Genomic DNA, 21,169 nt, shown 5'->3' with positions numbered 1-21,169 from the left:
GGGATCGGGGCGGGCCACCAGGTGACGCTGATCAGAGCAAACCCGTCGAAAGACGGGGGCACAGAGCCACGAGACCACCACGGATAGCTTCCGTCAGGTCAGCCGGGCCGCCAGCGAAAGCCGCTCCTGATACGAGCGGAGCATCCCTGGCGGCCCATCCGCATGAGACCCCTACTGGCAGAATGAACGTCCCATCGAGACGAGACCAACGGTACGAAGGGGAGCCCGGCGGAAACCGGCGCAATCTCCCCGGGCCGGAAGTCCAGCGGCTCGAGCGCGACAGCTTCATCCTGCTGCAGCACGCGTATGCCGTGACGGGCTCCTGCCCCGGACGACCCGTGAATCCCGCCCGCCTCGGCGCGGAGCTCGGCTTCGACGAAGAGGAAACCTCCCGCCTCGTCAACTACCTCAGCTGGATCGGGTACCTGAAGGAATCCACCATGGGACCCCATCTCTTCCTCGCGAACGAGGGGATCGAGTACCTCGAGGCAGGCGCCGGCCGACGTCGAACGGTGCGCGTCGACGACAAGCACGTCCCCTTGCCGCTGTTCATCTCGCGCTGAGGCGAGGTGGGCGCGCCGCTCTTCCAGCCGCGCCTCAGAACGACATCTCCACCCCTACGGCAGGGAGGATCGGGAACATACTCAGACCGGAACGCGTGGGCGGGGATTCGTCGTAGTTGAAGTAGTACCACAGCACATTTCGCCGATTGTAGGCGTTGAGGATCTGCAAGTACGGCGTCCAGCTCCCCCAGCGCCGCTCGAAGGTCCGTCTCACGGTCAGATCGAGCCGGTGGTACGGGGGATACCGTTCGGCATTGCGATCCCCCAGGCGAACGAAGAGGGGAGGACCGTCTCCCGGCTGATCCAGCGGCTCGTACTGGCGGCGCAGGGGCGAATACCGCCAGGCGTAGTACTGGGCGACGGGCCGGGTGTAGGGCAGCGGGGAGCCGTAGTTCCAGCGCGCGCCGAGCTCGAGACCGTGAGGCGCCAGGTAACGGAGGACCAGGTCCACGTCGATGCGGCGGTCGAAAACGGGGGGGAAGGTCACCTCCGGCGGGACGTCCTCCCAACCCTCGGCCATGGGGTCGGGGAGCGTGCGCTCGGCACGCAGATAGGAGATGGTCGCCCACCCCGTGAGCGATCCGCTGTTCTTGCGGACGAGCAGGTCCACTCCGGCGGATCGCCCTGAGCCCGCGAGCACGTCGTCGTAGGGTACGTTCGGATCGTCCGCCAGGTTGAACTCGACGACACCGTCGAAGTCGCGGTAATAGGCTTCCAGCGAAGCAGACCAGTCGTCGCCCCAGTATTTCTCCACGCCGGCCTGGATCTGATCGGAGATCAGGACCGGCGCTCCCCTTCCGGCCACGATCCAGGTGTCGTTGGACACGGGCAGGGATTCGTCGCGAAGGGAATGGAGGAACTGGGAGTATCTACCCATTGCCAGCTTCACCGCCGCCTCGCGGTCTGCATCAAGGAAGCGCTTCACCGCGAAACGGGGGGAGAGGACGACGTAGTTGTCGCCGGTGGCATTCCACACGTCGAGGCGCACCCCCGGCTCGACCAGCCAGCGATCTCCCGGCTGGAGTGAAAGTGCCGCGTACGCGGCTCCGAGGATGCCGTGATCCGACGCGGCGTAGAACGGGGTCCCCCCGGCCTGTGCCAGGTTGTCGTACGCCAGACGCTCCGCCGAGGCACCGAGCTGGATTGCGCCCCCGCCCGCAAAGGGCCGGGAGAGGCCGAGGCTGGCAGAGACCTGCGCGACCCGGCTGATGAACTCTGCCCCCTCGAAGTCGACGAAGCCGAGCTGGTCGGCGAACCGCGAGTAACCGATGCGCGCATCGGACGACCACCCGTGCGACAGCGGTTGGCGCCAGCGCACCCCGACCAGCCGATTCCCCCAGTTCCAGCGCACCCGCAGCACAGCGGTCGAATCGTCGCCGGGAAGGTCGAAGTCGGATAGGTCGAGCACGTCCGCGCCGCCGTAGGCGACCAGGTTGATCGTACCCCCACCCGCCAGCTCGAGGTGACCGGAACCCTGAAAATCGGTAAGGAAGTAGGGGAAGTCGACTACTGGCTTGAGGATCTGGTCGAAGTAGGAGCGACGTCCCGAGACGATCCAGCCCCCGCTCTTCACCCCCAGCCTCTGCGCCGCCCGATCCGGTAGGCGGGACCGCAGCTGCACGCGGGTCGCCAGCATCGAGATCCCGCCTTCGACCTCGAGTCCCTCCACCCCGGCGCTGCGCGTCTCCACCGAGAGCACTGACGAAACGCGCCCGCCGTAGGCAGCGCCGAACCCACCCGCCAGCAATTCGGCGCGGGCAATCGCGTCCGAGTTGAAGACACTGAAGAGGCCCCCGAGGTGGAACGGATTGAAGATGGGAAAGCCGTCGAGCAGGATCAGGTTCTGGTCGGCGGACCCACCGCGAACATTGAACGCGCTGGAGAAATCGGAGGTGGATACGACCCCGGGGAGCACCTCCACCGCTCGCATGACGTCTGCCTCGCCTAATCCGGGGAGGGCCTTCAGCTCCTCACCCCCGATCACTCGCGCGGTCACGCCCGCGTCCGTCTCGAAGCGCGCGCGTTCCCGGTTTGCCTCGTGGATGGCATCGACCACCACCCCCTCGAGCTCCACGGTCTCGGTCTGCATCACCAGGTCGAGGCGAGCAGTAGCTCCCGGCGCCAGGGAGACGGATGCCACGGTTCGCTCGTAGCCGAGTCGCTCCGCGACGACCCGGTGCACACCGGCTGGTAGGGCGGAGACGCGGTAGTAACCATCCTGATCGCTGAGCGCGACCGAGCCACCCACGCGGATGCTCGCGCTGGCGATGGGGGCGCCCTCGGAGTCGATGACCCGACCCATCAGGACACCGGTCTCCTGAGCCTGCAGGTCGCTCGCGAGCGGAAGTGAGAAGAGCAGGGCTACCAGCACGAGCACGGCCCGTCCAAGCCAGCGGCGAACACCAGGGCGAGGGGAGGCGGACCGACCAGCAGGAGAGGGCGGGGACGGCCAGAATGCCGAGACTACGCGCATCTCCAAAGCGGACACGCTCTTGACGCCATTCCATGCCAGGGAGAGGTTTACCGACACGCTTCCCGCCCGTCGCAACTGTAATGAAAGCAGACACCTTCGCGAAACTGCTCGTACTTCAGACACTCGTCGATGCCGAGGTAGGATACCTGCTCCAGACGCGGTCCCCCTCCCTCGACGAGTTTCGCGAAGGCCTGATCACCCGCGTGAGCGATCTGGTGGACGAGATCGACGCGCTCGATGCGGTGGCGGCGGCGCGCACCTACGATGCGATCGTGGACTTCCTGGCGCAGATCCCGGAGGACGACGCGGGGATCGTGGAGGCGACCATCCGGTTCCAGAAGGCCATGCTCCGTACCGTAGAGCGAGGAATGGGCCAGGCGGAGCGTCGTGAGGTCGCTACGTGGGCGGTCGCGTTGCATGAGCTGCTCGAGGAAGTAGCCACCGAATACGAGGCGGCGCGGAGTGCGGACGAGCCCCCGGCACAGGCCCTCTCGCGAGTCGACGCGCTGATCTCCCGCGCCCTGTCAGCAACCGAGCGCATCCACGGAGAGCTCGGCACGGCATCATCCAGCGAGCTGCTCGCGCAGGTACAGCGCATCGCATTTGCGGTCAGGAATCGGAGGGCCTCCTTCGCGGAGGTCGAACCGCTCGTCCGGACCGCGCAACGGGCGTCGGCGCGGTATCGGCCCTCGCCCCTCACCCGCATCGGGGTCTATGTGCTCAGGCAGGTGCTCTCGCGCGACCGGCGTCGGCGTCGGTCGGAGCCGCCGGGCGGCGTAGAGCGCCGCAAACGCAGTCCCGCCTGACTCTCGGGGAGAACGTATGAGTCCGAGGGTGGATAGACGTCTGCTATGCCTCCGCCGCCGGGTGGATCCGGAACGCGAGCCGGAGTACCGCTCCCTCTGGACTGAGCTGAAGGAGCGGGCGGAGAGTTCCGGAGCTCATGCGTGGCGCTTCGCCTCACCGCACGACCCCGCGGAGCGACTCGAATTCCTCGAGTACGAAGCCGGCCACGACCCGCGGCGGGAGGCCGGGGCAATCCTCGCAAAGCTCGACAACGAAGTGGGACCGGCGTCGGTCGAGGAGTGGCTGGAGGATGGCTGAGCCGGTAGCTTGCCTCCCCCACCACCCCCGGCGCGCGGCGCGATCCGCGGGGTCTCTCCGTACCTGACGCCAAAGAAGACGCTACCGATATGACCCAGCGCGAACGACTCAAGCAGCTCCTGCTCGAACGCTCCGTGCAACGGGGCGACTTCATCCTCGCCTCGGGGGCTCGCAGCAGCTACTACGTCGACTGTCGCGTCACCGCTACCTCCGCCGAGGGGCAGGCACTCATCGGCGCGCTCGCGTTCGAGCTGTTGAGCTCAACCGACCTGCGCCCCGACGTGGTGGGAGGCCTCACCATGGGTGCCGATCCGGTCGCCTACGCCATCGCCCACGAGAGTTGGCTTCGCGGGGATCCCATCGATGCCTTCACCGTGCGCAAGCAGCCCAAGGATCACGGCACAGGCAAGCGGATCGAGGGCAATTTCGCGGCGGGGCAGCGCGCCCTGGTCATCGAGGACGTGATTACCAGTGGTGGAAGCGCCCTGCAGGCGTGTGACGCGGTGGAGGCAGAGGGTGGGACAGTGGTCGGTGTGCTCACCATCATCGACCGGGAAGCGGGCGGGCGCGAGGCCATCGAGGCCCGCGGCTATCCTGTGCTGTCGCTGTTCCGCATCTCCGAGCTCCTCCAGGATGCGCCGGCCTCTACCGGCCCTGCGGCCTGAAGACAGGAGCGAGCTCAGCGCCCGAGCGTTCCGACCCACATCCGCACCGCGACCAGGACGAGGAAGACGGCGAACGCCCGCGTGAGGTTGACGGGAGAGAGGCTGAGCGCGATACGCGCGCCGAAGTGGGCGCCGATGAACAGCCCGACGGCGATCAGCAGCGAGGCCTGGAGATCGAGGTTACCGCTTCGATAGTAGGCGATGGCACCGAGGATTCCGACGGGTAGCAGGAGAGCTCCCAGCGACGTGCCGACAGCAGCGTGGGTGCTGAGCCCCACGAACAGGATCAGAGCGGGGACGATGAGGACGCCACCGCCAACCCCGAAGAGGCCGGAGAGCACACCCGCTCCCAGACCGATCACAAGGTAGACGAGAACAGACAACGGACCTCCCGGTTGGAGATCGGGTACGCGTGCGAGACGCGGCAAAGTAGGATCGGCGGCGGGCGCAGGCGAGAGTCCTCGGGTCGTCTGCCCTGGCCACGAGCGCCGTCCATTTACGCCTTTAACGCGAACCGGACTCACTCGATGATGCTCGCTCTCCTGCTGTTCGCGGCGGGTCTCGCCCCACAGGCCGACACCGCACCCTCGGCCCCGCTCGTTGATTACCGGATCGAGGCGAGTCTCGACGAATCGACGCACGTGCTCACCGGTCGCGCCCGCGTGAAGTACGTGAACCGGTCGGAATCGTCCATCGACACCCTCTGGTTCCACCAACACCTCAACGCCTTCCGGCCGAACAGTGCCTGGGCCCGTCGCGAGCTTGAGTACGGCGAGCGCAGGTTCCAGGACCTCGGCCCCGATGACCACGCGTTCGAGCGGTTCACCGGCGTGACGGTGGGCGGCCAGGCGGTGAGTCCCGCCTACCCCGGCGCCCCCGATTCGACGGTGGTCGGGATCCCCCTGCCGTCGCCGCTACGACCGGGTGACAGCGTTGAGGTTCGGCTCGACTGGCAGGCGCGTCTCTCCGTGATCCCGCGCCGCCAGGGTCGACGCGGGCGTCACTACGACTGGGCCCAGTGGTATCCTCGCATCGCGGTCTACGAAGACGGTAAGTGGCAGACGCAGCCGCTCCTGCCACAGGGTGAGTTCTACGGAGAGTTCGCCTCGTACGACGTGACCCTGGAAGTGCAGGACGACCAGGTGTTCGGGGCCACCGGGGTACCGGTAGAGGGCGACCCGGGTTGGGAGCAAGCCGCGGTCCCCGGAACGGGAGAGGTTCTCTACCTGCGCGACACCTACCCCGAAAAGCCAGCCGAACCGCTGGGGCTTCTCTCCGGAGAGCCGGCGCAGGGTCGGAAGCGCGTCCGTTGGCGCGCGCAGGACGTGCACCATTTCGCCTGGAGCATCGATCCGAACTACCGGTTCGAGCAGGGCACGGTGCCACGCCTGGGCGGATCCGGTGCGGAGGAGATCGCCATTCGGGTCCTCTACCTACCGGAAGACACGGCCTGGGACGAGGGCGTGGCGGTGCGACGCACCCAGGATGCACTCGTCTGGCTACAGGAGCTCTGGGGCCCCTACCTCTGGCCGCAGCTCACCAACCTCCATCGGATCGAGGGTGGGGGCACCGAGTTCCCCATGCTGGTCATGAACGGCTCCGCCAGCCAGGGCCTGATCATCCACGAGGTCGGTCACCAGTACCTGCACGGAATGCTCGCGAACAACGAGTGGCGCGAGGGATGGCTGGACGAGGGATTTCAGTCGTTCATCGACGGCTGGGCAGCCGAGGAAGGAGGGGCGGACACCTGGCAACCCTCTATGCACGCCATTCGTCAGCTGGAGGCAATGGGACGGACGCAACCCATCGCCACCCCCGGGGCGGAATTCGCTGATCCCGAGATCTACTCGCAGATGACCTATACGAAGCCATCACTCGTGTTGCGGATGCTGCGGGAGCTCGTGGGTGATGACATCATGCGCGAGATCCTGCGCGAGTACTTCCGTCGCAATGCCCTCAGCCACGTCAGCGAGCAGGACCTCCGGGAGGTGGTAGATGAGGTGACCGGCAAGAGCTACGACTGGTTCTTCGACCAGTGGGTGCACACCACCGCCACGCTGGATTTCGCGGTCGCGAACGCGCGCACGGAGCGGACGAGCGATGGACGCTGGCGGACGGTGGCGACCATCCGGCGGGAGGGCGAGGCGTGGATGCCGGTCGAGGTCGCCGTGGATGGCGAGCGGGTGGATCTCACCGGCAGGGAGCGAGAGCAGACGGTCGAGGTAATCACGCCGTCCCGCCCTCAGGCGGTGGTGGTCGATCCGGAAGAGGTCCTGTTGGACATCAACCCGGCGAACAACCGTCGGAGACTCTAACGGGAAACCTTGAGGTCGGCGACGGCATCAGAAAAAGAGGGAGCGACCTGCTGGCACCCACCAATCTGCCTGTGATAGCGGTTAAGTATAACATTGGCACAAACTTAGAATAGGTCGATCCCTCGCTCACGCGCCCCGGCGGCCTGAAGGCCGACGGGGCGGCTCTTCTGATCCGGAAACGAGGGTAATGCGATGCGAGCGATCTTCTGTCTGGCGTTGATGCTGGTCATGGGAGCGGATCTCCTGGAGGCGCAGTGGCGACGGCGAATCCGGGAGCCGGAACGCTCCGGCCGAGGGGAAGCGCCGGTCGAGTTTGGAGTCCGGGGCGGCTACGACTTCGACGCCGAGGTGGGCTCCGCCGGTGCCCAGCTCCGGATTCCGTTGGTTCGCCAGCTGCTGGTGGTCCCCAGCGGAGACGTGTTCTTCGCGGAGGAGGACGAGGGAACTTCCTGGCAGCTCAACGCGGACCTGGTCGTCCGACCCGACGAGCTCGGTGGCTTCTACGGTGGGGCCGGCGCGGCCTTCTTGCGGGCCGACTTCGACGCCGACGACGAGCGGGAGGTGGAAGCGGGCTACAACCTGTTCGTCGGCCTCGAGGGCGGCCGGCTACTCTCCACCAGGGTGCGCCCCTTCGCGGAAGCCCGCTGGAGCTCGGTGGAAGACCTGGAGCCCTTCCGGCTGGTCGCGGGGATCAACACGCCGGTCCGCTGAGGCAGGCCTCGATTCGCTGAGGCACATCTAGCCTCGCCGAGGCACGTCTCTGATCACCGGGGCAGGCCTCGGCGGTACAGGGGGTCCCGTTCGGTTTGCAAGCTCGCGCCGGCGGGCCCCCACTTTCGTCTGCAGGTCGATGCCTTAGTTTCCACCTCATGAGCGCTCTTCCCCTGCTGAAGAACGGCGTTGTTCGCAGCGCATGTCCCCACGACTGTCCCGACACCTGCGCCATGCTGGTGCGGGTCGAAGACGGGCGCGCGGTAGACGTGCGGGGAGACCCTGCACATCCCGTAACCCAGGGCTTCCTCTGCGCCAAGGTCAACCGCTACCTCGAGCGGACCTACCACCCGGATAGGCTCACGCGACCGCTGCGACGGGTTGGACCGAAGGGAGAGGGCCGCTTCGAGCCCGCGAGCTGGGATGAAGCGCTGGACGACATCGCCCGGCGACTGGGCGAGGTGATCGACCGCTTTGGTCCCCAGGCGATCCTTCCCTACTCCTATGCGGGGACGATGGGGCTGGTGCAGGGGTCGTCGATGGACCGACGCTTCTTCCACCGACTGGGGGCCAGCTTACTGGCGCGGACTATCTGCGCGGCTGCGGGCACCGAGGGTTGGCGCCACACCTACGGAGACCGCGTTGGACCCACCCCGGAGGAGGCCGAGCACGCTCGGTTGATCCTGCTCTGGGGGACGAACACGCTGACCTCGAACCCGCACCTGTGGCCGGCGCTGCGCCGGGCGCGCGAGCGGGGGGCACGCCTGATCGCTATCGACCCCATCCGCACCCGTACGGCCGCGCAGTGCGACCTGCACCTGCCCATCCGCCCCGGCACCGACGCCGCGCTCGCCCTGGGGATGATGCACGTCATCCTCGCGGAAGGACTGGAAGACCGTGACTACCTGGAGCGATACGCGCACGGGTGGGAGCGGCTCGCGGACCACGTTAGCGGCTGGACGCCCGTCGAGACTGCGCGGGTCACCGGTCTGGATGCCGATAGCGTAGTTTCGCTGGCGCGGGAGTACGCTCAGACCCGACCCACCTTCATCCGCCTGAACTACGGAATGCAGCGTCACGCGGGCGGTGGGAGCGCTGTCCGTGCGGTCTCGCTCCTGCCGGCGCTCACGGGGGCGTGGCGAGACGTCGGCGGTGGCGCGACGCTGTCGACCTCAGGCGCGTTCCGGGGGATCGCGGCGGCGAAGCTGGAGAGACCGGACTGGATCCCTCCGGGCACGCGCACGATCAACATGATCCGCCTGGGCGAGGCACTCACCCTGCCGGATGCGGGAGTGGGCGGACCTCCAGTGAAGGCGCTGGTCGTGTACAACTCCAATCCAGGCGCGGTGGCCCCCGAGCGCGGGAGGGTCTGCGAGGGGCTGAGGCGGGAGGACCTCTTCACGGTCGTGCTCGAGCACTTCCAGACCGACACCGCCGACTACGCGGACTGGGTGCTGCCCGCGACCACCCAGTTGGAGCACTGGGATCTGCACACATCGTACGGGCACGTCTATCTCACCCTGAACCGGCCCGCCATCCAGCCGATCGGCGAATGTCTGCCCAACAGCGAGATCTTCCGCCGCCTGGCCGCGCGCATGGGGCTCAACGATCCCGCCTTCCGGGACGACGATCTGGAGCTCATCCGCCAGGCGCTGGACACGACCCATCTCGCGTTCGAGGGCATCACCCTGGACCGGCTGCTGAAAGACGGGTGGGTCCGCATGCGGGTCGATCAGCCCTTCGCGCCCTTCAGAGATCCCGCCCGCTTCAACACTCCCACGGGGAAGATCCAGTTCGAAGCTCCTGAGCTCGCGGCCTTCGGCCTCGATCCGCTGCCTACCTACGTGCCGCCTGCCGAGCTGCGCGCCGCGGATGAGAGTGACGGCGAGGGCGAGCCCTATCCGCTGATGCTGATCTCGCCACCCGAGCACCAGTTCCTGAACTCGACCTTCGCGAACGTGCCGGCACTCCGCAAAGCCGCCGGTCCGCCGCGCGTGTGGCTGCATCCGGACGACGCCGCCGCGCGCGCGATCCGGACCGGCGACGAAGTGCGCGTGCACAACGCGCGGGGCAGCTTCACCGCCCTGGCGCGGGTGACCGTCGAGGTGCGCCGAGGAGTCGCGGCCTCGTTCGGCGTTCGTTGGGCACGCTACTCTCCTGAGGGGAAGACGGTAAACAACACCACCTCTCTAGCGGAGAGCGATCTGGGAGGTGGGGCGCGCTTCTACGACAACGCGGTCGAGGTGGAGCTCGCCTCGCCACGGGAGAGCACACACGCCGAGCGCGGCGCTGACGCGGGGCGACCTTCGGATCCGGAGCGACTCGCCCCCGCTTCCCTGCCCACCGGAGCCGGGAGCGCTGCCTCGTAGGATGAGGATTCTCTTCGTCAGCCACACCTTTCCGCTCGAGGGGGAGCCGCTCTCCAACGTCGGGGGGATGCAGCGCCTGGCGGTGGAGCAGGAGATCGCCCTCGCCTCTCACCCGGATGTGGAGCTGACCTCGCTCGTGCTGCGCAGCTCCTCCCGCTGGACCGAGCTACGCACCGGGCCTTTCCTCCTGCGCCTGCTCTGGGAAATTCCACGCATCGTGCGAAGCGCAGCCGTCGACGTCGTGCTCTTCTCCTCGATGGTCACGGCGGCACTGGCTCCGCTCCTCAAGCCACGCCTCAGAGGCACACGGGTGAAGCTCGCCGCCACGCCCGTCGGACGAGACGTCACCCTGCCCAACCCGGCCTACCAGCGGCTGGTCCCGCGCATCTTTTCGGCGTTGGATCTGGTCCTCCCCATCAGCCGTGCGACCGCGGAGGAGTGTCTGTCCCGTGGGCTCGCCCCCGAGAAGCTGCGGATCGTGCCGTGCGGAGTGGATCCCTCGCGGTTTCCGCCGGTCGAGAACCGCTCCGCGACGAGGGCGGAGCTGCTCGCTGCGCTCAAGCTAGTAGGTGGGGCTCCGATCCCCGAAGGGGCGCTCCTGCTCTGCAGCGTGGGACGACACCAGGAGCGCAAGGGCTTCCACTGGTTCGTCGAGCACGTCATGCCGCGCCTTCCCGAGGACGTCGTCTATCTGCTGGGCGGCTCCGGTCCGATGACTCCGCGAATCCAGGAGATCGTGCGGCATCGCAATCTCCGGGACCGCGTGCGGGTGCTCGGCCGGATCTCGGAGGAGATGCTTCTCACCCTCTTCCGTGGGGCGGATCTGTTCGTGATGCCGAACATTCCCGTGCCTGGCGACATGGAGGGATTCGGAGTGGTGATGCTGGAGGCCGGGCTTTGTGGCCTTCCCATCCTCGCTGCCGACCTCGAGGGAATCCGCGACGTCGTTCGCGATGGGGAGAACGGCATGCTCCTCCCCGCGGGCGATGCGGACGCGTTCGCCCGCGCGATCGAGAGCTTCCGTCACAATCCCGGCAGGCTCGAAGCCGCATCCCGATCGTCCGTGCAGGCGACCCTGAGTCGTTTCTCCTGGGAGGTGGTGGTGGAGCAGTACCTGGAGGCGTTGCGCCCTCTGAACAGCACAACCGGTGCGCTGGCGCCGGGTTGATCCGCAGGCGCGGGTGAAACCCCGCGGCCGGGCGCGGCGTACGGCCAGCAGGTCGAGTCTTTCCCCCTGGCCCCTGATCTCATGATCGTACTGCGATACCTGCTGAAGACGGTGGTAGTCTGGCTGGTCACCCGTCTTCTCGGCCGTCTTCTTCCCCTCCTGGCTCGCCTCCTGAAGCTGATCGGGCTCTGAGCGGAGGCAAAACCGTCGCGGGAACGGCCCACGCCTTGCCGCTTCCTTCCCGGTGTCGAGGACCTCGTCCACGATTGATCAACGGAGAACTGCGATGTCCGGTCCCGAGCTCTCGAGCGCGGGCGCACCGCTGACGGTGCTCAGCGAAGACGAACAGATGATCCGCGACGCGGTGCGGGAGTTCGCGAGCGAGCAGGTGGCGCCGCGGGTCCGCGCGATGGACGAGGCGCAGGCGATTGACCCCGAGTTGATCCCGGGCTTCTTCGAGCTCGGCCTGATGGGGATCGAAATTCCCGAGGAATATGGGGGGCTGGGTAGCTCCTTCTTCACCGCGGTGGTGGTGGTCGAGGAGCTGTCGCGCGTGGACGCGAGCGTAGGCGTGTTCGTGGACGTGCAGAACACCCTGGTCAACAACGCCCTGCTGCGCTGGGGCTCGGACGACCTGAAGGGGCGCTATCTCCCGCAGCTCGCCTCCGAGAAGGTCGGCGCCTACGCGTTGTCGGAGGCGGGATCGGGATCCGACGCCTTCGCGCTCGCGACGCGGGCGGTCGAAGCGGATGGAGGCTACCGCCTGACCGGTAGAAAGCTCTGGATCACCAACGGGGCCGAGGCTTCGATCTACGTGATCTTCGCCAACGTCGACCCGTCGGCCGGCTACCGGGGGATCACGGCGTTCATCGTCGAGCGGGAGTTCGAGGGGTTCAGCATCGGCAAGAAGGAGGACAAGCTCGGCATCCGGGCCTCCTCGACGTGCGAGCTGATCCTGGAGGACGTCTTTGTCCCGCGGGAGAACGTGCTGGGAGAGGTGGGGAAGGGGTACCGCACCGCCATCGAGACGCTGAACGAGGGCCGCATCGGCATCGGCGCCCAGATGATCGGGCTGAGCGCCGGTGCGCTCGAGGCGACCCTGCGGTACGTGAGAGAGAGAGAGCAGTTCGGCAAACCGATCGCCGAATTCCAGGCAGTGCAGTTCCAGCTGGCGCAGCTGGCCACCGAGCTCGAGGCGGCGCGGCTGATGGTCTACAACGCCGCGCGTCTGAAGGACGCGGGGCTACCCTTCCTGCGCGAGGCCGCGATGGCCAAGCTCTATAGCTCCGAGGTCGCGCAGCGGATCACCTCTGCCTGCATCGACCTGCACGGCGGCTACGGCTTCACCCGCGAGTACCCGGTGGAGAAATTCTACCGCGACGCGAAGATCGGGACGATCTACGAGGGGACCAGCAACATGCAGCTGCAGACGATCGCGAAGGATCTGCTGCGGTAGCGGTCACAGTGCGCCCCGGATACCCACCGCACCCTTCATGATCACGATGTGCCGCCCGCTGGCCGATACCTCGCGGGCCGGGCCACCACTCACCTCTCCGCCCAGGCTGATCTGACCGGGGCTTCTGATCTCGACGTGCACCTCGCCCTCGGTCACGTCCGCGGTGATCGCGGGCAACCTGTCCAGCCGAAGCGTATCCGTCAGAAGGGTTGGCTCGTCGATGCCGATCCCCACCCGCGCCGCACCGGTCGTATAGATTACGATATCCATCGGTAGGGACGAGACGCTCACACCTACCTTGGTCAGCCGAACGATTGCGCGCTGGTCCCGTGCTGCTTGTGCAGCGGCGTCCGCCGGGCGCGGAAGGATCGGCAGGAGCGCAGCGAGGGCTACGAGCCCCAGCATCGCCGGGATTGTGCGGAGCAGCAGGCGGGGCCGTTGGGGTTCGGTCATGGCGGTGATCCTCCGGGCAAGGTGAGAGGGACGCGGACGCAGGGGAGCGACCGCAGTGGCGACGGGAACACTGGCGCGGGAAAGCATCGGGGCCCGCTCCACGAGGTGCAGGAGCAGCTCGGCGTAGCGCCGGACATCGGGATGAGCCCGTAGAACACGCCGGTCACAGTCGACCTCGACCGCGAGCTGCAGGCGCTTCCGCATCCACCACAGCGGAAGGTGCCACGGCATCAGCACGATCGGGATGAGGGTCAGCAGCAGGAGAAGAGGATCCCTGGCGGCAAGGTGTTCGCGCTCGTGCCGAAGGAGCAGCGCGAGTCGCTCGTCGTCGAGGTCGAGCGCCCAATGCGGGACGAGAATCAACGGGTTCACGATCCCCGTTGCGGACGGCCCGACGTCCTGCGTCAGCAGAACCGGGGTGCCCGCCAGTCGACGCACCTGGAGCCCGCGGCGAAGTCGCCGCCCCTCGAGCGCAGCGTGGAGGACGACACCCGCGAAGAAAGCCGCCAGGAGAGCCCACGCCAGCAGAAGTGGACGGTCCCAGCCTGAAAGCCGTTCCCCGACGACAGAGATGCGCCGATTCACCTGACCCATCCACCGACGAGCAGGGCCGCCGAAATCAGAAGCAACCCGGACAGTCGCCGATGGCGAGGACGCGGCTACCGCTGAAATCTCCACCCCCGCCGATGGGCGCGGCGGGATCGGAGCCGCCCAGAGGGTCGCGACGAGCATCGCTCCCATTCCGCCCACCCAGACGGCGCGCGTCGGGAGGCGTGCGGCGAGAACGATCCGCTCGAGCAACAGGCAGGCGGCAGCGACGAGAGATCCGACGAGGAGCGAGCACGCCATCCAGAGCGCGATCATTCTTCTCTCCTCCCCGACCTCTCCTTCGGCTTGCCTGGCCGCATATTCGCGCCGCTGGCCGACTGGAGTCCCTTCAAGCGCTGGTCGAGGTACTCCTCGAGCGCCCGCAGCTCCTCGGGCGACAGCGCCTGGCTCTCAACCATGTGGGTCACCACGCCCAATGGCGACCCACGAAACAGCTTGTCTACCAATCGCGACAGCGCGTTGCCGCGCACCGTCTGCTCGGAAACCAGCGCATGATAGTGGAACAGCCTCCCCTCCGCCGTGTGACCGACGTAACCCTTCGCCTCGAGATTCCGCAGAATCGTGGAGACCGTGTTGTAGGCCAGCTCGATGGGCAGCCGCGCCTGCACCTCGGCCACCGTGCCCGGCCCCTGGCGCCATAACGCCACCATGATGTCCAGTTCCCTTTCTCCCAGTCCCGTCGTCATCTCCGCTCCGTTGAACTAAGTGCTTAGTTCAGCGTAGCACCTGCTCGGCGGTCTGTCAACTAAGCTCTTAGGTCAACAGCACAGCTCGGCTGGTGCGGAGATCCGCAGCGTTCCGGGTTGACATACCCCCACCCCCTATTATAGCATATACCCCCGGAGGGTACCTCCGGTTTCCGGCGTGCTGCGGATGGTTTGTTCTCGGTGCGGCGCGGGGCGCGCCTTCAGCCAAGCAACATAGAAAGGAAATGCACCATGACGACGAGCACCTCGACCCTCGATCTCACCATCACCGGCATGTCGTGCGACAATTGCGTCCGTCACGTTACGGAGGCACTGCGCGGTGTAGACGGAGTGGTCGACGCGACGGTGGATCTCCCGGCGGGTCGCGCGAAGGTGAAGTACGACTCGATGCGGACCGACGCCGAGCGACTGATCGCCGCGGTCGGAAGAGCGGGATACCGGGCCGCCGTGGCCTAGTGGCCCAGGGACGAGGGCCCAGAACAGCAATCGAACGAGGGGCGCGCACGGCCTCCTGCCGAGCGAGGAGCGCGGCAGGCCCCGTGCGGTCCCTTCTTCTCGAGGCATTCGGACTGACGAAGATGCGTATCAGATACATCCGTTTCCTGGCCCTCGGCGCGAGCCTTCTCGGCGCAGGGTCCACGCAGGCGGCGGCCCAACACCCCGCGCACGATCCTCGCCCCGCCGCTGAGCCCGACTCCACCCTTCGGGGCCATGTGAGCGATGCACCCCCCGCTGCCGACACCGCGAACGCACCCGCGGCACTCGCAGCACCCGAGGAGCGCGCCATGTGGATGCAGCCGCTCGGCCGTGGATGGCGTGTGGGGGCAATGGGGCAGGTCTTCCCGATCGTAACCAGCGGCTCCCCAAGTAATTCCGACCTGCCGATTCACGATACCGAGCTCTATGCCACCCAGCCCGCGGCGATGCTGACCCTGGGGAGTCCTGATCAGGTTGTGGTCCTCCGTACCACACTGGACTTCGAGGCGTGGACCCAACCGGGGGGCGAGTTGACCTTCGGCGGCTGGGGCGAGGGCTTTATCGACAAGCGTCACCCGCACACCCTGCTGCACGAAGCCACGCTGTCACTGAACGGGTGGGATCTGCCGGGGGGCGCCGGATCGCTGACCATCGGCAAGGGATTCGTTCCGTTCGGCACCGAGGATCCGATGAGCCGGCCGGTGGCGAAATACCCCACCAACCACCACCTGTCTCAGGTCCTGGAGCGCTGGATGGTGGCGGGAGTCTACCTGTTGCGATCAGGACTCTCGCTGGAGGCCAGCGTCTTCGGGGGCGCCGAGCCGACCGATGCCCACGACCTCTCCAACCTGGACGGCTTCGGGGAGTCCTTCGGCGCGCGGCTGACTCAGCGCATCGGTGATGGCGGCCTCATGGCCCCGTGGGAGGTCTCGGCCAGCTGGGCGCACGTCGAGCAGGAACACGACGGTACCTTGGAGGCAACCGAGCTTTATAATGCTGCGGTCCGTCACAACGGGCGGTACAAAGACGTCAACGTATACGTGCTGGTGGAGGGCTCGAGGAGCGAGCCGGAAGGGCGGGAAGGATACTGGTCGACGCTGGCGGAAGCGCGGTTGGGGTTTGGACGGCACCGGCCCTATTACCGTTTCGAGTACGCCACCCGCCCCGAGTACGAGCGCGAAGGCCTAGCGGGCACGACCGGCTTCTACCGCTATGATCACGACGCGCACCCGGTCGGGGCCTCTCGCTGGCAGATTCATACGCTGGGCTACGAAGTCGACACGGGCTCGCCCCGGTTCGCCGCGCGCCCGTTCGTAGAGGTGCAATACAACCAGGTCACGCACGAAAACGGGGAGTTCAACCCGGTCGTGGCGTTCGGCGACGATCGTTTCTGGAGCGTGAGCACGGGCTTCAAGATCTTCCTGGGCGGCGACGCCATGCGCATGGGGACCTACGGCGTGCTCGATCCGATGGCGAACGCCATGCGCCCGGCGCAACATCAGCACTGATGGGCCTTTGGCCCGACATGACCTGACGAAGTGGCACCGCGCGTGAGTTGGAGTTGAAGCGGCGGACCGGCGGAGATCGTACGTGCTGATAGACACGTCGAATCCTGACCGCCCCATTCGTCGTAAAGGGTGACCGTCGGTATTCGGCGCGTCGGAGCCCGCCTTGATGGGAGAGTAGCGATGAAGGCAGTCTACCCTGTTTTTCACCAGATACAGTCTTCCCGCCTGGGAAGTTGCCGACGCTGGCAGCCCCACCACGCACGGACGGCGGAGCAAGCTGCCGGGTGCCCGCCTCCCGCTGCGGCCGAACGGCCGAGCGCCAACGCAGTGGAGGATCCGGTCGAATCACCGGAATGGTCGGCCCGCGCCATGCCGTCTCCGCTCTCGATCTGGCCGTCGTTCACGGATTCAAGCGAAGGTCGCGACGCGGGCGAGCAGCGCTGGTAGAAGACGCGGGCTTCGAGAGAGTCCAGGCGAAATCGAAGCGGGTCCGGATGTCTGCGCAGACGTCCGGACCCGCTTTTGTAGCTCTCACCTTGCTTGTCCTGTATCAGCATATAACGCACACCGGGACTTGCGGCAAGGCCACGCGGTGAATGCATCCTATGCGCCGTCTGCAAGGCCCACTCTCATCAAGGGAGGCTGTGATGCGCGTGCTGCTCTCGACCATCGGATCCCGTGGCGACGTCCAGCCGTTGGTCGCGCTGGGGCTCGAGTTGAAGGATCTCAAGCAAGAGGTGCGTATGTGCGTGCCGCCCGATTTTCGCGACTGGATCGAGGGCCTCGGCATACCGGCGGTACCGATCGGACCCGAGTTGCGCTCCGCCGCGAAGGCGCCAGCCTCCAGCGCGGTGCCCACGCCTGAGCAACGTCGCCGGATGATGGAGGGCACGGTCAGCGCACAGTTCGATACGATCGCGGTGGCGGCTGAAGGATGCGACCTCATCCTGGGCGCCACGGCATTACAAATCGCGGCGCCCTCCATCGCGGAAAAACTCGGCATCCCCTATATCTTCGCAGCATTCTGCCCCGTTGTGTTGCCCTCGAGGCACCACGCACCCCCGGTACTCAGGGCGCTGGGAGATGCGCCCGCCCCGCCCGCCGCCGAATACGCTCAACTCTGGGATCAGGACGCCAAGCGCTGGAACGCGATGTGGGCCTCTCTCCTCAACCCGCATCGGGCTTCCCTGGGGTTGGCCCCGGTGAGCGACGTGCGCAGCTATGTGCTCACCGAGAGGCCGTGGCTGGCCGCCGACCCGATGCTGGCACCCTGGCCCGACCCGGAGGACCCGGCCGTGTTCCAGACGGGCGCCTGGATTCTGCCGGATGCCCGTCCGCTCCCCGCTGAGCTCGAGGCCTTTCTCGGAGCGGGTGAACCACCGGTCTACTTCGGCTTCGGCAGCATGCACGCCCCGGCAGGACTCAGCCGGGCGATGATCGAATCTGCGCGCGCGCTCGGGCGCCGTGCGATCGTGTCGCGCGGTTGGGCCGACCTCTCCTTGCCGGACGACCAGCCGGACTGTCTGATCGTCGGCGAGGTCAACCTGCAGTCGCTGTTCGAGCGAGTGGCAGCCGTCGTCCATCACGGCGGCGCAGGCACCACCACCGCAGCGGCGCGGGCGGGAACACCTCAGGTGGTCATACCACAGATCTACGATCAGCACTACTTCGCGGAGCGTGTCCAGCACCTCGGTATCGGGGCCGCCCACGCTCCTGGTAGTCCGACTACCGAGTCGCTGACGCACGTACTCGAACACGCCCTTCAGCCGGAAGTGACGGCCCGCGCCCGTGCTTTCGCCGCCACCGTCCTTGCTGACGGCGCCCGGATCGCCGCCCGCCGCCTCCTCACCTATGCACCATCCCCGTCAGTGGGTTCATGACATCCTCCATCAAGCGCTCAGCGGCGGTGGCCGGAAGGCCGCCGCCGCTGAAGCACCGCCATGAACTCCGGCCGCGACTAGCTCGCGGCCGGCTCACGCATCGTTTCCCACCCCAGCGACCGCGCCAGGTGGCACGCGCCGGCTACCGGTCGCACCTCCACGGTCATTCCAAACGGCAGGAGCGGGCATTGCTCGGCGATGGCTGTCGCCTCGTCCAGATCGGCTGCTGTCACGAGGAAGTACCCGCCGATCAGCTCCTTGGCCTCCGCAAACGGACCATCGATGGGTCGCTTCCCCTTCGCGCCGGTGACGATGGTGCCCGCGTCACCGAGCGGATGTCCCGCCAGCATCCGCCCGGCGTCGGTCAACTCGTCGCACCAGGCATTCCAGCGATCGAGGTAATACCTGCGGTCGCTGTCGCTCATCGCCGCGTAGACCTCCGGAGAGGTCTCGCGGAAGATGAGCATGTACGCAGTCGACTCAGCTGTTGTCATGTACTCCTCTCCAGGGTCCGGGGGATTTCTATGGTGGACCCGGGTCGTCGACGGCGCAAGTGGCTCGTCGGCGGCACTTTCCAAGCGCATGTGTGGTCGCTATATACGCCGCCACGTTCTGTCGATCCTTACGACATTACGGCGGCAGCACCGCGCTGGTGTTCTGCCGCGCCGCGAACGCCGGCTTCATGCGTTCGCATTATAAACCTTCGAGGCACACGTGCTCGTCCCGAAGTCGTTCACCGCGCTCCGGAGCTACAACCGGCAGCAGTTGGTCGCGGATACCACCGCCGGCATCATCGTCGGCGTCGTAGCACTCCCTCTCGCCATCGCCTTCGCGATCGCCAGCGGCGTCACCCCTGATCGCGGACTCTACACCGCCATCATCGCCGGATTCCTCATCTCTCTCCTGGGCGGCAGCCGGGTGCAGATCGGCGGCCCCACGGGCGCTTTCGTCGTCATCGTCTACGGAATCATCCAGCAGCACGGCATCGACGGCCTGCTCGTGGCCACCATGATGGCCGGGGTGATGTTGATCGCACTGGGCGTCGCCGGTCTGGGTGCCGCCATCAAGTTCATCCCCTACCCCGTGGTGACCGGCTTCACCTCAGGGATCGCCCTGATCATCTTCTCCAGCCAGATCAAGGACCTCCTCGGGCTCCAGATGGGCGAGGTGCCCGCTGAGTTCTTCGAGAAGTGGCAGGCGTACGCCGCGCACATCCACACCGTCCACTGGCCGACGGTGGGTGTGGCGGCCCTCGCCCTGGCGATCATCCTTCTCTGGCCACGCGTCAGCCGGAAGGTCCCCGCTCCGTTCGTGGCATTGATCGTCACGACGGCGCTGGTCCGGCTGCTGGGAATCGAGGTGGAGACGATCGGCAGCCGCTTCGGCTCCATCTCCGCTTCCCTGCCCCGGCCATCGGTTCCGGATATCGAACTGGCGACGATCGGCACCCTGGTCGGTCCCGCTGTCACCATCGCACTGCTCGCGGCGATCGAGTCGCTCCTCTCGGCAGTGGTAGCAGACGGGATGATCGGAGGGAAGCACCGCTCGAACATGGAGCTGGTGGCGCAGGGGGTCGCGAACATCGCCAGCCCCCTCTTCGGCGGGATCCCTGCCACCGGCGCCATCGCGCGCACCGCCACCAACATCAACAACGGCGGCCGCACGCCGGTTGCCGGCATGGTGCACGCGGTCGTCCTGCTGTTGATCACGCTCTTCTTCGGAAAGCTCGCCGCCTACATCCCCTTCGCGACGCTGGGAGCCATCCTGGTCGTGGTTTCGTACCACATGTCGGAGTGGCGGTCCTTCCGCGCCGAGTTCAGAGCCCCGCGTAGCGACCTGCTGGTGCTCCTTACCACATTCGTGTTGACCGTAGCGGTGGACCTGACGGTCGCGATCCAGGTGGGAATGGTGCTGGCGGCCTTCCTGTTCATGCGACGGATGGCAGAGGTGACCAACATCCAGGCGGTCAGCCGTGAGTTTCAGGAGGAGCGGGGCGATCCGTACCTGACCGACATCGACGCGGCTCGCCGCCGCGCGATTCCGCCGGAGGTGCAGGTCTACGAGATCAACGGTCCCTTTTTCTTCGGTGCCGCGGAGACGTTCAAGGAGCGGGTGTCACCGGTGAAGGGGCGACCGGGAGCTCTCATCATCCGCATGCGGAACGTGCCCGCGGTCGACTCGACCGGGCTGCACGCCCTGGCCGAGCTGGTGAAGCGGAGCCGACGGGAGGGGGTGAGGGTAATCCTCTCTGACGTCCATGCCCAGCCGCTGGTGGCGATCGGTCGTTCGCACCTGCTCGATGAGCTGGGCGAGGAGAACATCTTCGGAAACCTGGACGACGCGCTCAATACCGCGCGTGCCCACCTCGGCCTGCCGCCGGTGGAGCCTCCCGCCGGGGTGCGCCCCACCGTCGCGCGGGAGGGGGCTCGTCCGACGGCCCCTGCTTGACGGTGCGGTCGGCGGGGGGCGAAACTCCGAAAGAATCTACAGCGGACTTCCAGGTGTCCTTGCGCGCAATCGAAGCCGAGATCGCGCGCAGGGACCCCTGACCGCTTCGCGTGCACCCCGCGCCGCATGACGCCCGCGCTTCACCAGCTGGTCTCGACGCTCCGGCTGCAGCTCCGCAACCGGATGGGGATGATTTACGGGTACCTCTTCCCGACGATCTTCCTCATCTCCTTCTGGGTGCTCTACCGCTACGAGCCGGTGCC

At 66.9% G+C, this 21,169-nt stretch carries 18 protein-coding genes and 1 riboswitch; of the genes, 13 read left to right on the top strand and 5 right to left on the bottom strand.

Annotated features, from left to right (window positions below):
- Positions 1 to 25: 25 nt before the first annotated feature.
- A riboswitch (cyclic di-GMP riboswitch) is annotated at positions 26 to 115 on the top strand.
- Between the two features lie 67 nt (positions 116 to 182).
- Positions 183 to 563 (top strand): hypothetical protein, encoded by a 381-nt coding sequence (locus VF167_09635; GenBank protein HEX6925683.1) that lies wholly within the window; start codon positions 183 to 185, stop codon positions 561 to 563.
- Positions 564 to 597: 34 nt separating this feature from the next.
- Here VF167_09635 and VF167_09630 read toward each other — a convergent pair whose 3' ends face one another.
- Positions 598 to 2,940 carry a TonB-dependent receptor gene (locus tag VF167_09630; protein HEX6925682.1) on the bottom strand — a complete coding sequence of 781 codons (2,343 nt, stop codon included), beginning with the start codon at positions 2,938 to 2,940 and terminating at the stop codon, positions 598 to 600.
- Positions 2,941 to 3,116: 176 nt separating this feature from the next.
- On the opposite strand from VF167_09630, the gene VF167_09625 reads away from it, so the two are divergent.
- The 3 genes from VF167_09625 to pyrE all read left to right on the top strand — a co-directional run bounded on the left by VF167_09625 (position 3,117) and on the right by pyrE (position 4,805).
- Positions 3,117 to 3,842: a hypothetical protein gene (locus VF167_09625; protein HEX6925681.1), complete on the top strand. Its 726-nt coding sequence runs from the start codon at positions 3,117 to 3,119 to the stop codon at positions 3,840 to 3,842.
- Positions 3,843 to 3,858: 16 nt separating this feature from the next.
- Positions 3,859 to 4,140, top strand: coding sequence for a hypothetical protein (locus VF167_09620; protein HEX6925680.1), 282 nt, complete (start codon positions 3,859 to 3,861; stop codon positions 4,138 to 4,140).
- Between the two features lie 89 nt (positions 4,141 to 4,229).
- The gene (gene pyrE, locus VF167_09615) at positions 4,230 to 4,805 is read left to right on the top strand and encodes an orotate phosphoribosyltransferase (GenBank protein ID HEX6925679.1); all 576 of its coding nucleotides are present in this window, start codon (positions 4,230 to 4,232) and stop codon (positions 4,803 to 4,805) included.
- A gap of 14 nt (positions 4,806 to 4,819) precedes the next feature.
- Here pyrE and VF167_09610 read toward each other — a convergent pair whose 3' ends face one another.
- Positions 4,820 to 5,188: a sulfite exporter TauE/SafE family protein gene (locus VF167_09610; GenBank protein HEX6925678.1), complete on the bottom strand. Its 369-nt coding sequence runs from the start codon at positions 5,186 to 5,188 to the stop codon at positions 4,820 to 4,822.
- Positions 5,189 to 5,332: 144 nt separating this feature from the next.
- Here VF167_09610 and VF167_09605 point away from each other — a divergent pair, with 144 nt between their 5' ends.
- The 5 genes from VF167_09605 to VF167_09585 all read left to right on the top strand — a co-directional run bounded on the left by VF167_09605 (position 5,333) and on the right by VF167_09585 (position 12,824).
- Positions 5,333 to 7,120, top strand: a complete 1,788-nt coding sequence (locus VF167_09605) for a M1 family metallopeptidase (GenBank protein ID HEX6925677.1) — start codon at positions 5,333 to 5,335, stop codon at positions 7,118 to 7,120.
- A 192-nt stretch (positions 7,121 to 7,312) separates the two neighbouring features.
- Positions 7,313 to 7,831, top strand: coding sequence for a hypothetical protein (locus VF167_09600; protein ID HEX6925676.1), 519 nt, complete (start codon positions 7,313 to 7,315; stop codon positions 7,829 to 7,831).
- A 158-nt stretch (positions 7,832 to 7,989) separates the two neighbouring features.
- On the top strand, positions 7,990 to 10,200 hold the full coding sequence (locus VF167_09595; GenBank protein ID HEX6925675.1) for a molybdopterin oxidoreductase family protein: 2,211 nt from the start codon (positions 7,990 to 7,992) through the stop codon (positions 10,198 to 10,200).
- Between the two features lies 1 nt (position 10,201).
- Positions 10,202 to 11,368 (top strand): glycosyltransferase family 4 protein, encoded by a 1,167-nt coding sequence (locus VF167_09590; protein HEX6925674.1) that lies wholly within the window; start codon positions 10,202 to 10,204, stop codon positions 11,366 to 11,368.
- A gap of 286 nt (positions 11,369 to 11,654) precedes the next feature.
- Positions 11,655 to 12,824: an acyl-CoA dehydrogenase gene (locus tag VF167_09585; GenBank protein ID HEX6925673.1), complete on the top strand. Its 1,170-nt coding sequence runs from the start codon at positions 11,655 to 11,657 to the stop codon at positions 12,822 to 12,824.
- Positions 12,825 to 12,827: 3 nt separating this feature from the next.
- Here VF167_09585 and VF167_09580 read toward each other — a convergent pair whose 3' ends face one another.
- Together VF167_09580 and VF167_09575 are read right to left on the bottom strand one after the other, a co-directional pair.
- Positions 12,828 to 14,141, bottom strand: a complete 1,314-nt coding sequence (locus VF167_09580; protein ID HEX6925672.1) for a M56 family metallopeptidase — start codon at positions 14,139 to 14,141, stop codon at positions 12,828 to 12,830.
- Positions 14,138 to 14,572 carry a BlaI/MecI/CopY family transcriptional regulator gene (locus VF167_09575; protein ID HEX6925671.1) on the bottom strand — a complete coding sequence of 145 codons (435 nt, stop codon included), beginning with the start codon at positions 14,570 to 14,572 and terminating at the stop codon, positions 14,138 to 14,140. Before VF167_09575 ends, VF167_09580 begins: the two co-directional genes overlap by 4 nt.
- A gap of 252 nt (positions 14,573 to 14,824) precedes the next feature.
- On the opposite strand from VF167_09575, the gene VF167_09570 reads away from it, so the two are divergent.
- From VF167_09570 to VF167_09560, 3 genes are all read left to right on the top strand, one after another.
- The gene (locus tag VF167_09570) at positions 14,825 to 15,049 is read left to right on the top strand and encodes a cation transporter (protein ID HEX6925670.1); all 225 of its coding nucleotides are present in this window, start codon (positions 14,825 to 14,827) and stop codon (positions 15,047 to 15,049) included.
- Positions 15,050 to 15,171: 122 nt separating this feature from the next.
- On the top strand, positions 15,172 to 16,578 hold the full coding sequence (locus VF167_09565) for a hypothetical protein (protein ID HEX6925669.1): 1,407 nt from the start codon (positions 15,172 to 15,174) through the stop codon (positions 16,576 to 16,578).
- A gap of 647 nt (positions 16,579 to 17,225) precedes the next feature.
- Positions 17,226 to 18,458, top strand: coding sequence for a glycosyltransferase (locus VF167_09560; protein HEX6925668.1), 1,233 nt, complete (start codon positions 17,226 to 17,228; stop codon positions 18,456 to 18,458).
- Positions 18,459 to 18,535: 77 nt separating this feature from the next.
- Here the strand turns inward: VF167_09560 and VF167_09555 are convergent, their stop codons facing one another.
- Complete coding sequence (locus VF167_09555) at positions 18,536 to 18,952, bottom strand: YciI family protein (GenBank protein HEX6925667.1); 417 nt, start codon at positions 18,950 to 18,952, stop codon at positions 18,536 to 18,538.
- 220 nt (positions 18,953 to 19,172) lie between these two features.
- Between VF167_09555 and sulP the strand changes: the two genes are divergently transcribed.
- Positions 19,173 to 20,906, top strand: a complete 1,734-nt coding sequence (gene sulP / locus VF167_09550; GenBank protein ID HEX6925666.1) for a sulfate permease — start codon at positions 19,173 to 19,175, stop codon at positions 20,904 to 20,906.
- Positions 20,907 to 21,169: the final 263 nt, after the last annotated feature.

It is taken from the genome of Longimicrobiaceae bacterium (genome assembly GCA_036375715.1).
Lineage (GTDB): Bacteria > Gemmatimonadota > Gemmatimonadetes > Longimicrobiales > Longimicrobiaceae > DASVBS01.
The sequence above is the reverse complement of the archived record's forward strand: the minus strand, read 5'-3'. Positions and strand labels throughout refer to the sequence as shown.

What these genes read in the sequence shown, in the direction of transcription:
- VF167_09570 (HEX6925670.1), top strand. Translation starts at nt 14,825, where the DNA reads ATGACGACGAGCACCTCGACCCTCGATCTCACCATCACCGGCATGTCG.
- VF167_09565 (HEX6925669.1), top strand. Translation starts at nt 15,172, where the DNA reads ATGCGTATCAGATACATCCGTTTCCTGGCCCTCGGCGCGAGCCTTCTC.
- VF167_09625 (HEX6925681.1), top strand. Translation starts at nt 3,117, where the DNA reads ATGAAAGCAGACACCTTCGCGAAACTGCTCGTACTTCAGACACTCGTC.
- VF167_09595 (HEX6925675.1), top strand. Translation starts at nt 7,990, where the DNA reads ATGAGCGCTCTTCCCCTGCTGAAGAACGGCGTTGTTCGCAGCGCATGT.
- VF167_09585 (HEX6925673.1), top strand. Translation starts at nt 11,655, where the DNA reads ATGTCCGGTCCCGAGCTCTCGAGCGCGGGCGCACCGCTGACGGTGCTC.
- VF167_09590 (HEX6925674.1), top strand. Translation starts at nt 10,202, where the DNA reads ATGAGGATTCTCTTCGTCAGCCACACCTTTCCGCTCGAGGGGGAGCCG.
- VF167_09555 (HEX6925667.1), bottom strand. Translation starts at nt 18,952, where the DNA reads ATGACAACAGCTGAGTCGACTGCGTACATGCTCATCTTCCGCGAGACC.
- pyrE (HEX6925679.1), top strand. Translation starts at nt 4,230, where the DNA reads ATGACCCAGCGCGAACGACTCAAGCAGCTCCTGCTCGAACGCTCCGTG.
- VF167_09575 (HEX6925671.1), bottom strand. Translation starts at nt 14,572, where the DNA reads ATGACGACGGGACTGGGAGAAAGGGAACTGGACATCATGGTGGCGTTA.
- VF167_09620 (HEX6925680.1), top strand. Translation starts at nt 3,859, where the DNA reads ATGAGTCCGAGGGTGGATAGACGTCTGCTATGCCTCCGCCGCCGGGTG.
- VF167_09605 (HEX6925677.1), top strand. Translation starts at nt 5,333, where the DNA reads ATGATGCTCGCTCTCCTGCTGTTCGCGGCGGGTCTCGCCCCACAGGCC.
- VF167_09635 (HEX6925683.1), top strand. Translation starts at nt 183, where the DNA reads ATGAACGTCCCATCGAGACGAGACCAACGGTACGAAGGGGAGCCCGGC.
- VF167_09580 (HEX6925672.1), bottom strand. Translation starts at nt 14,141, where the DNA reads ATGATCGCGCTCTGGATGGCGTGCTCGCTCCTCGTCGGATCTCTCGTC.
- VF167_09600 (HEX6925676.1), top strand. Translation starts at nt 7,313, where the DNA reads ATGCGAGCGATCTTCTGTCTGGCGTTGATGCTGGTCATGGGAGCGGAT.
- VF167_09560 (HEX6925668.1), top strand. Translation starts at nt 17,226, where the DNA reads ATGCGCGTGCTGCTCTCGACCATCGGATCCCGTGGCGACGTCCAGCCG.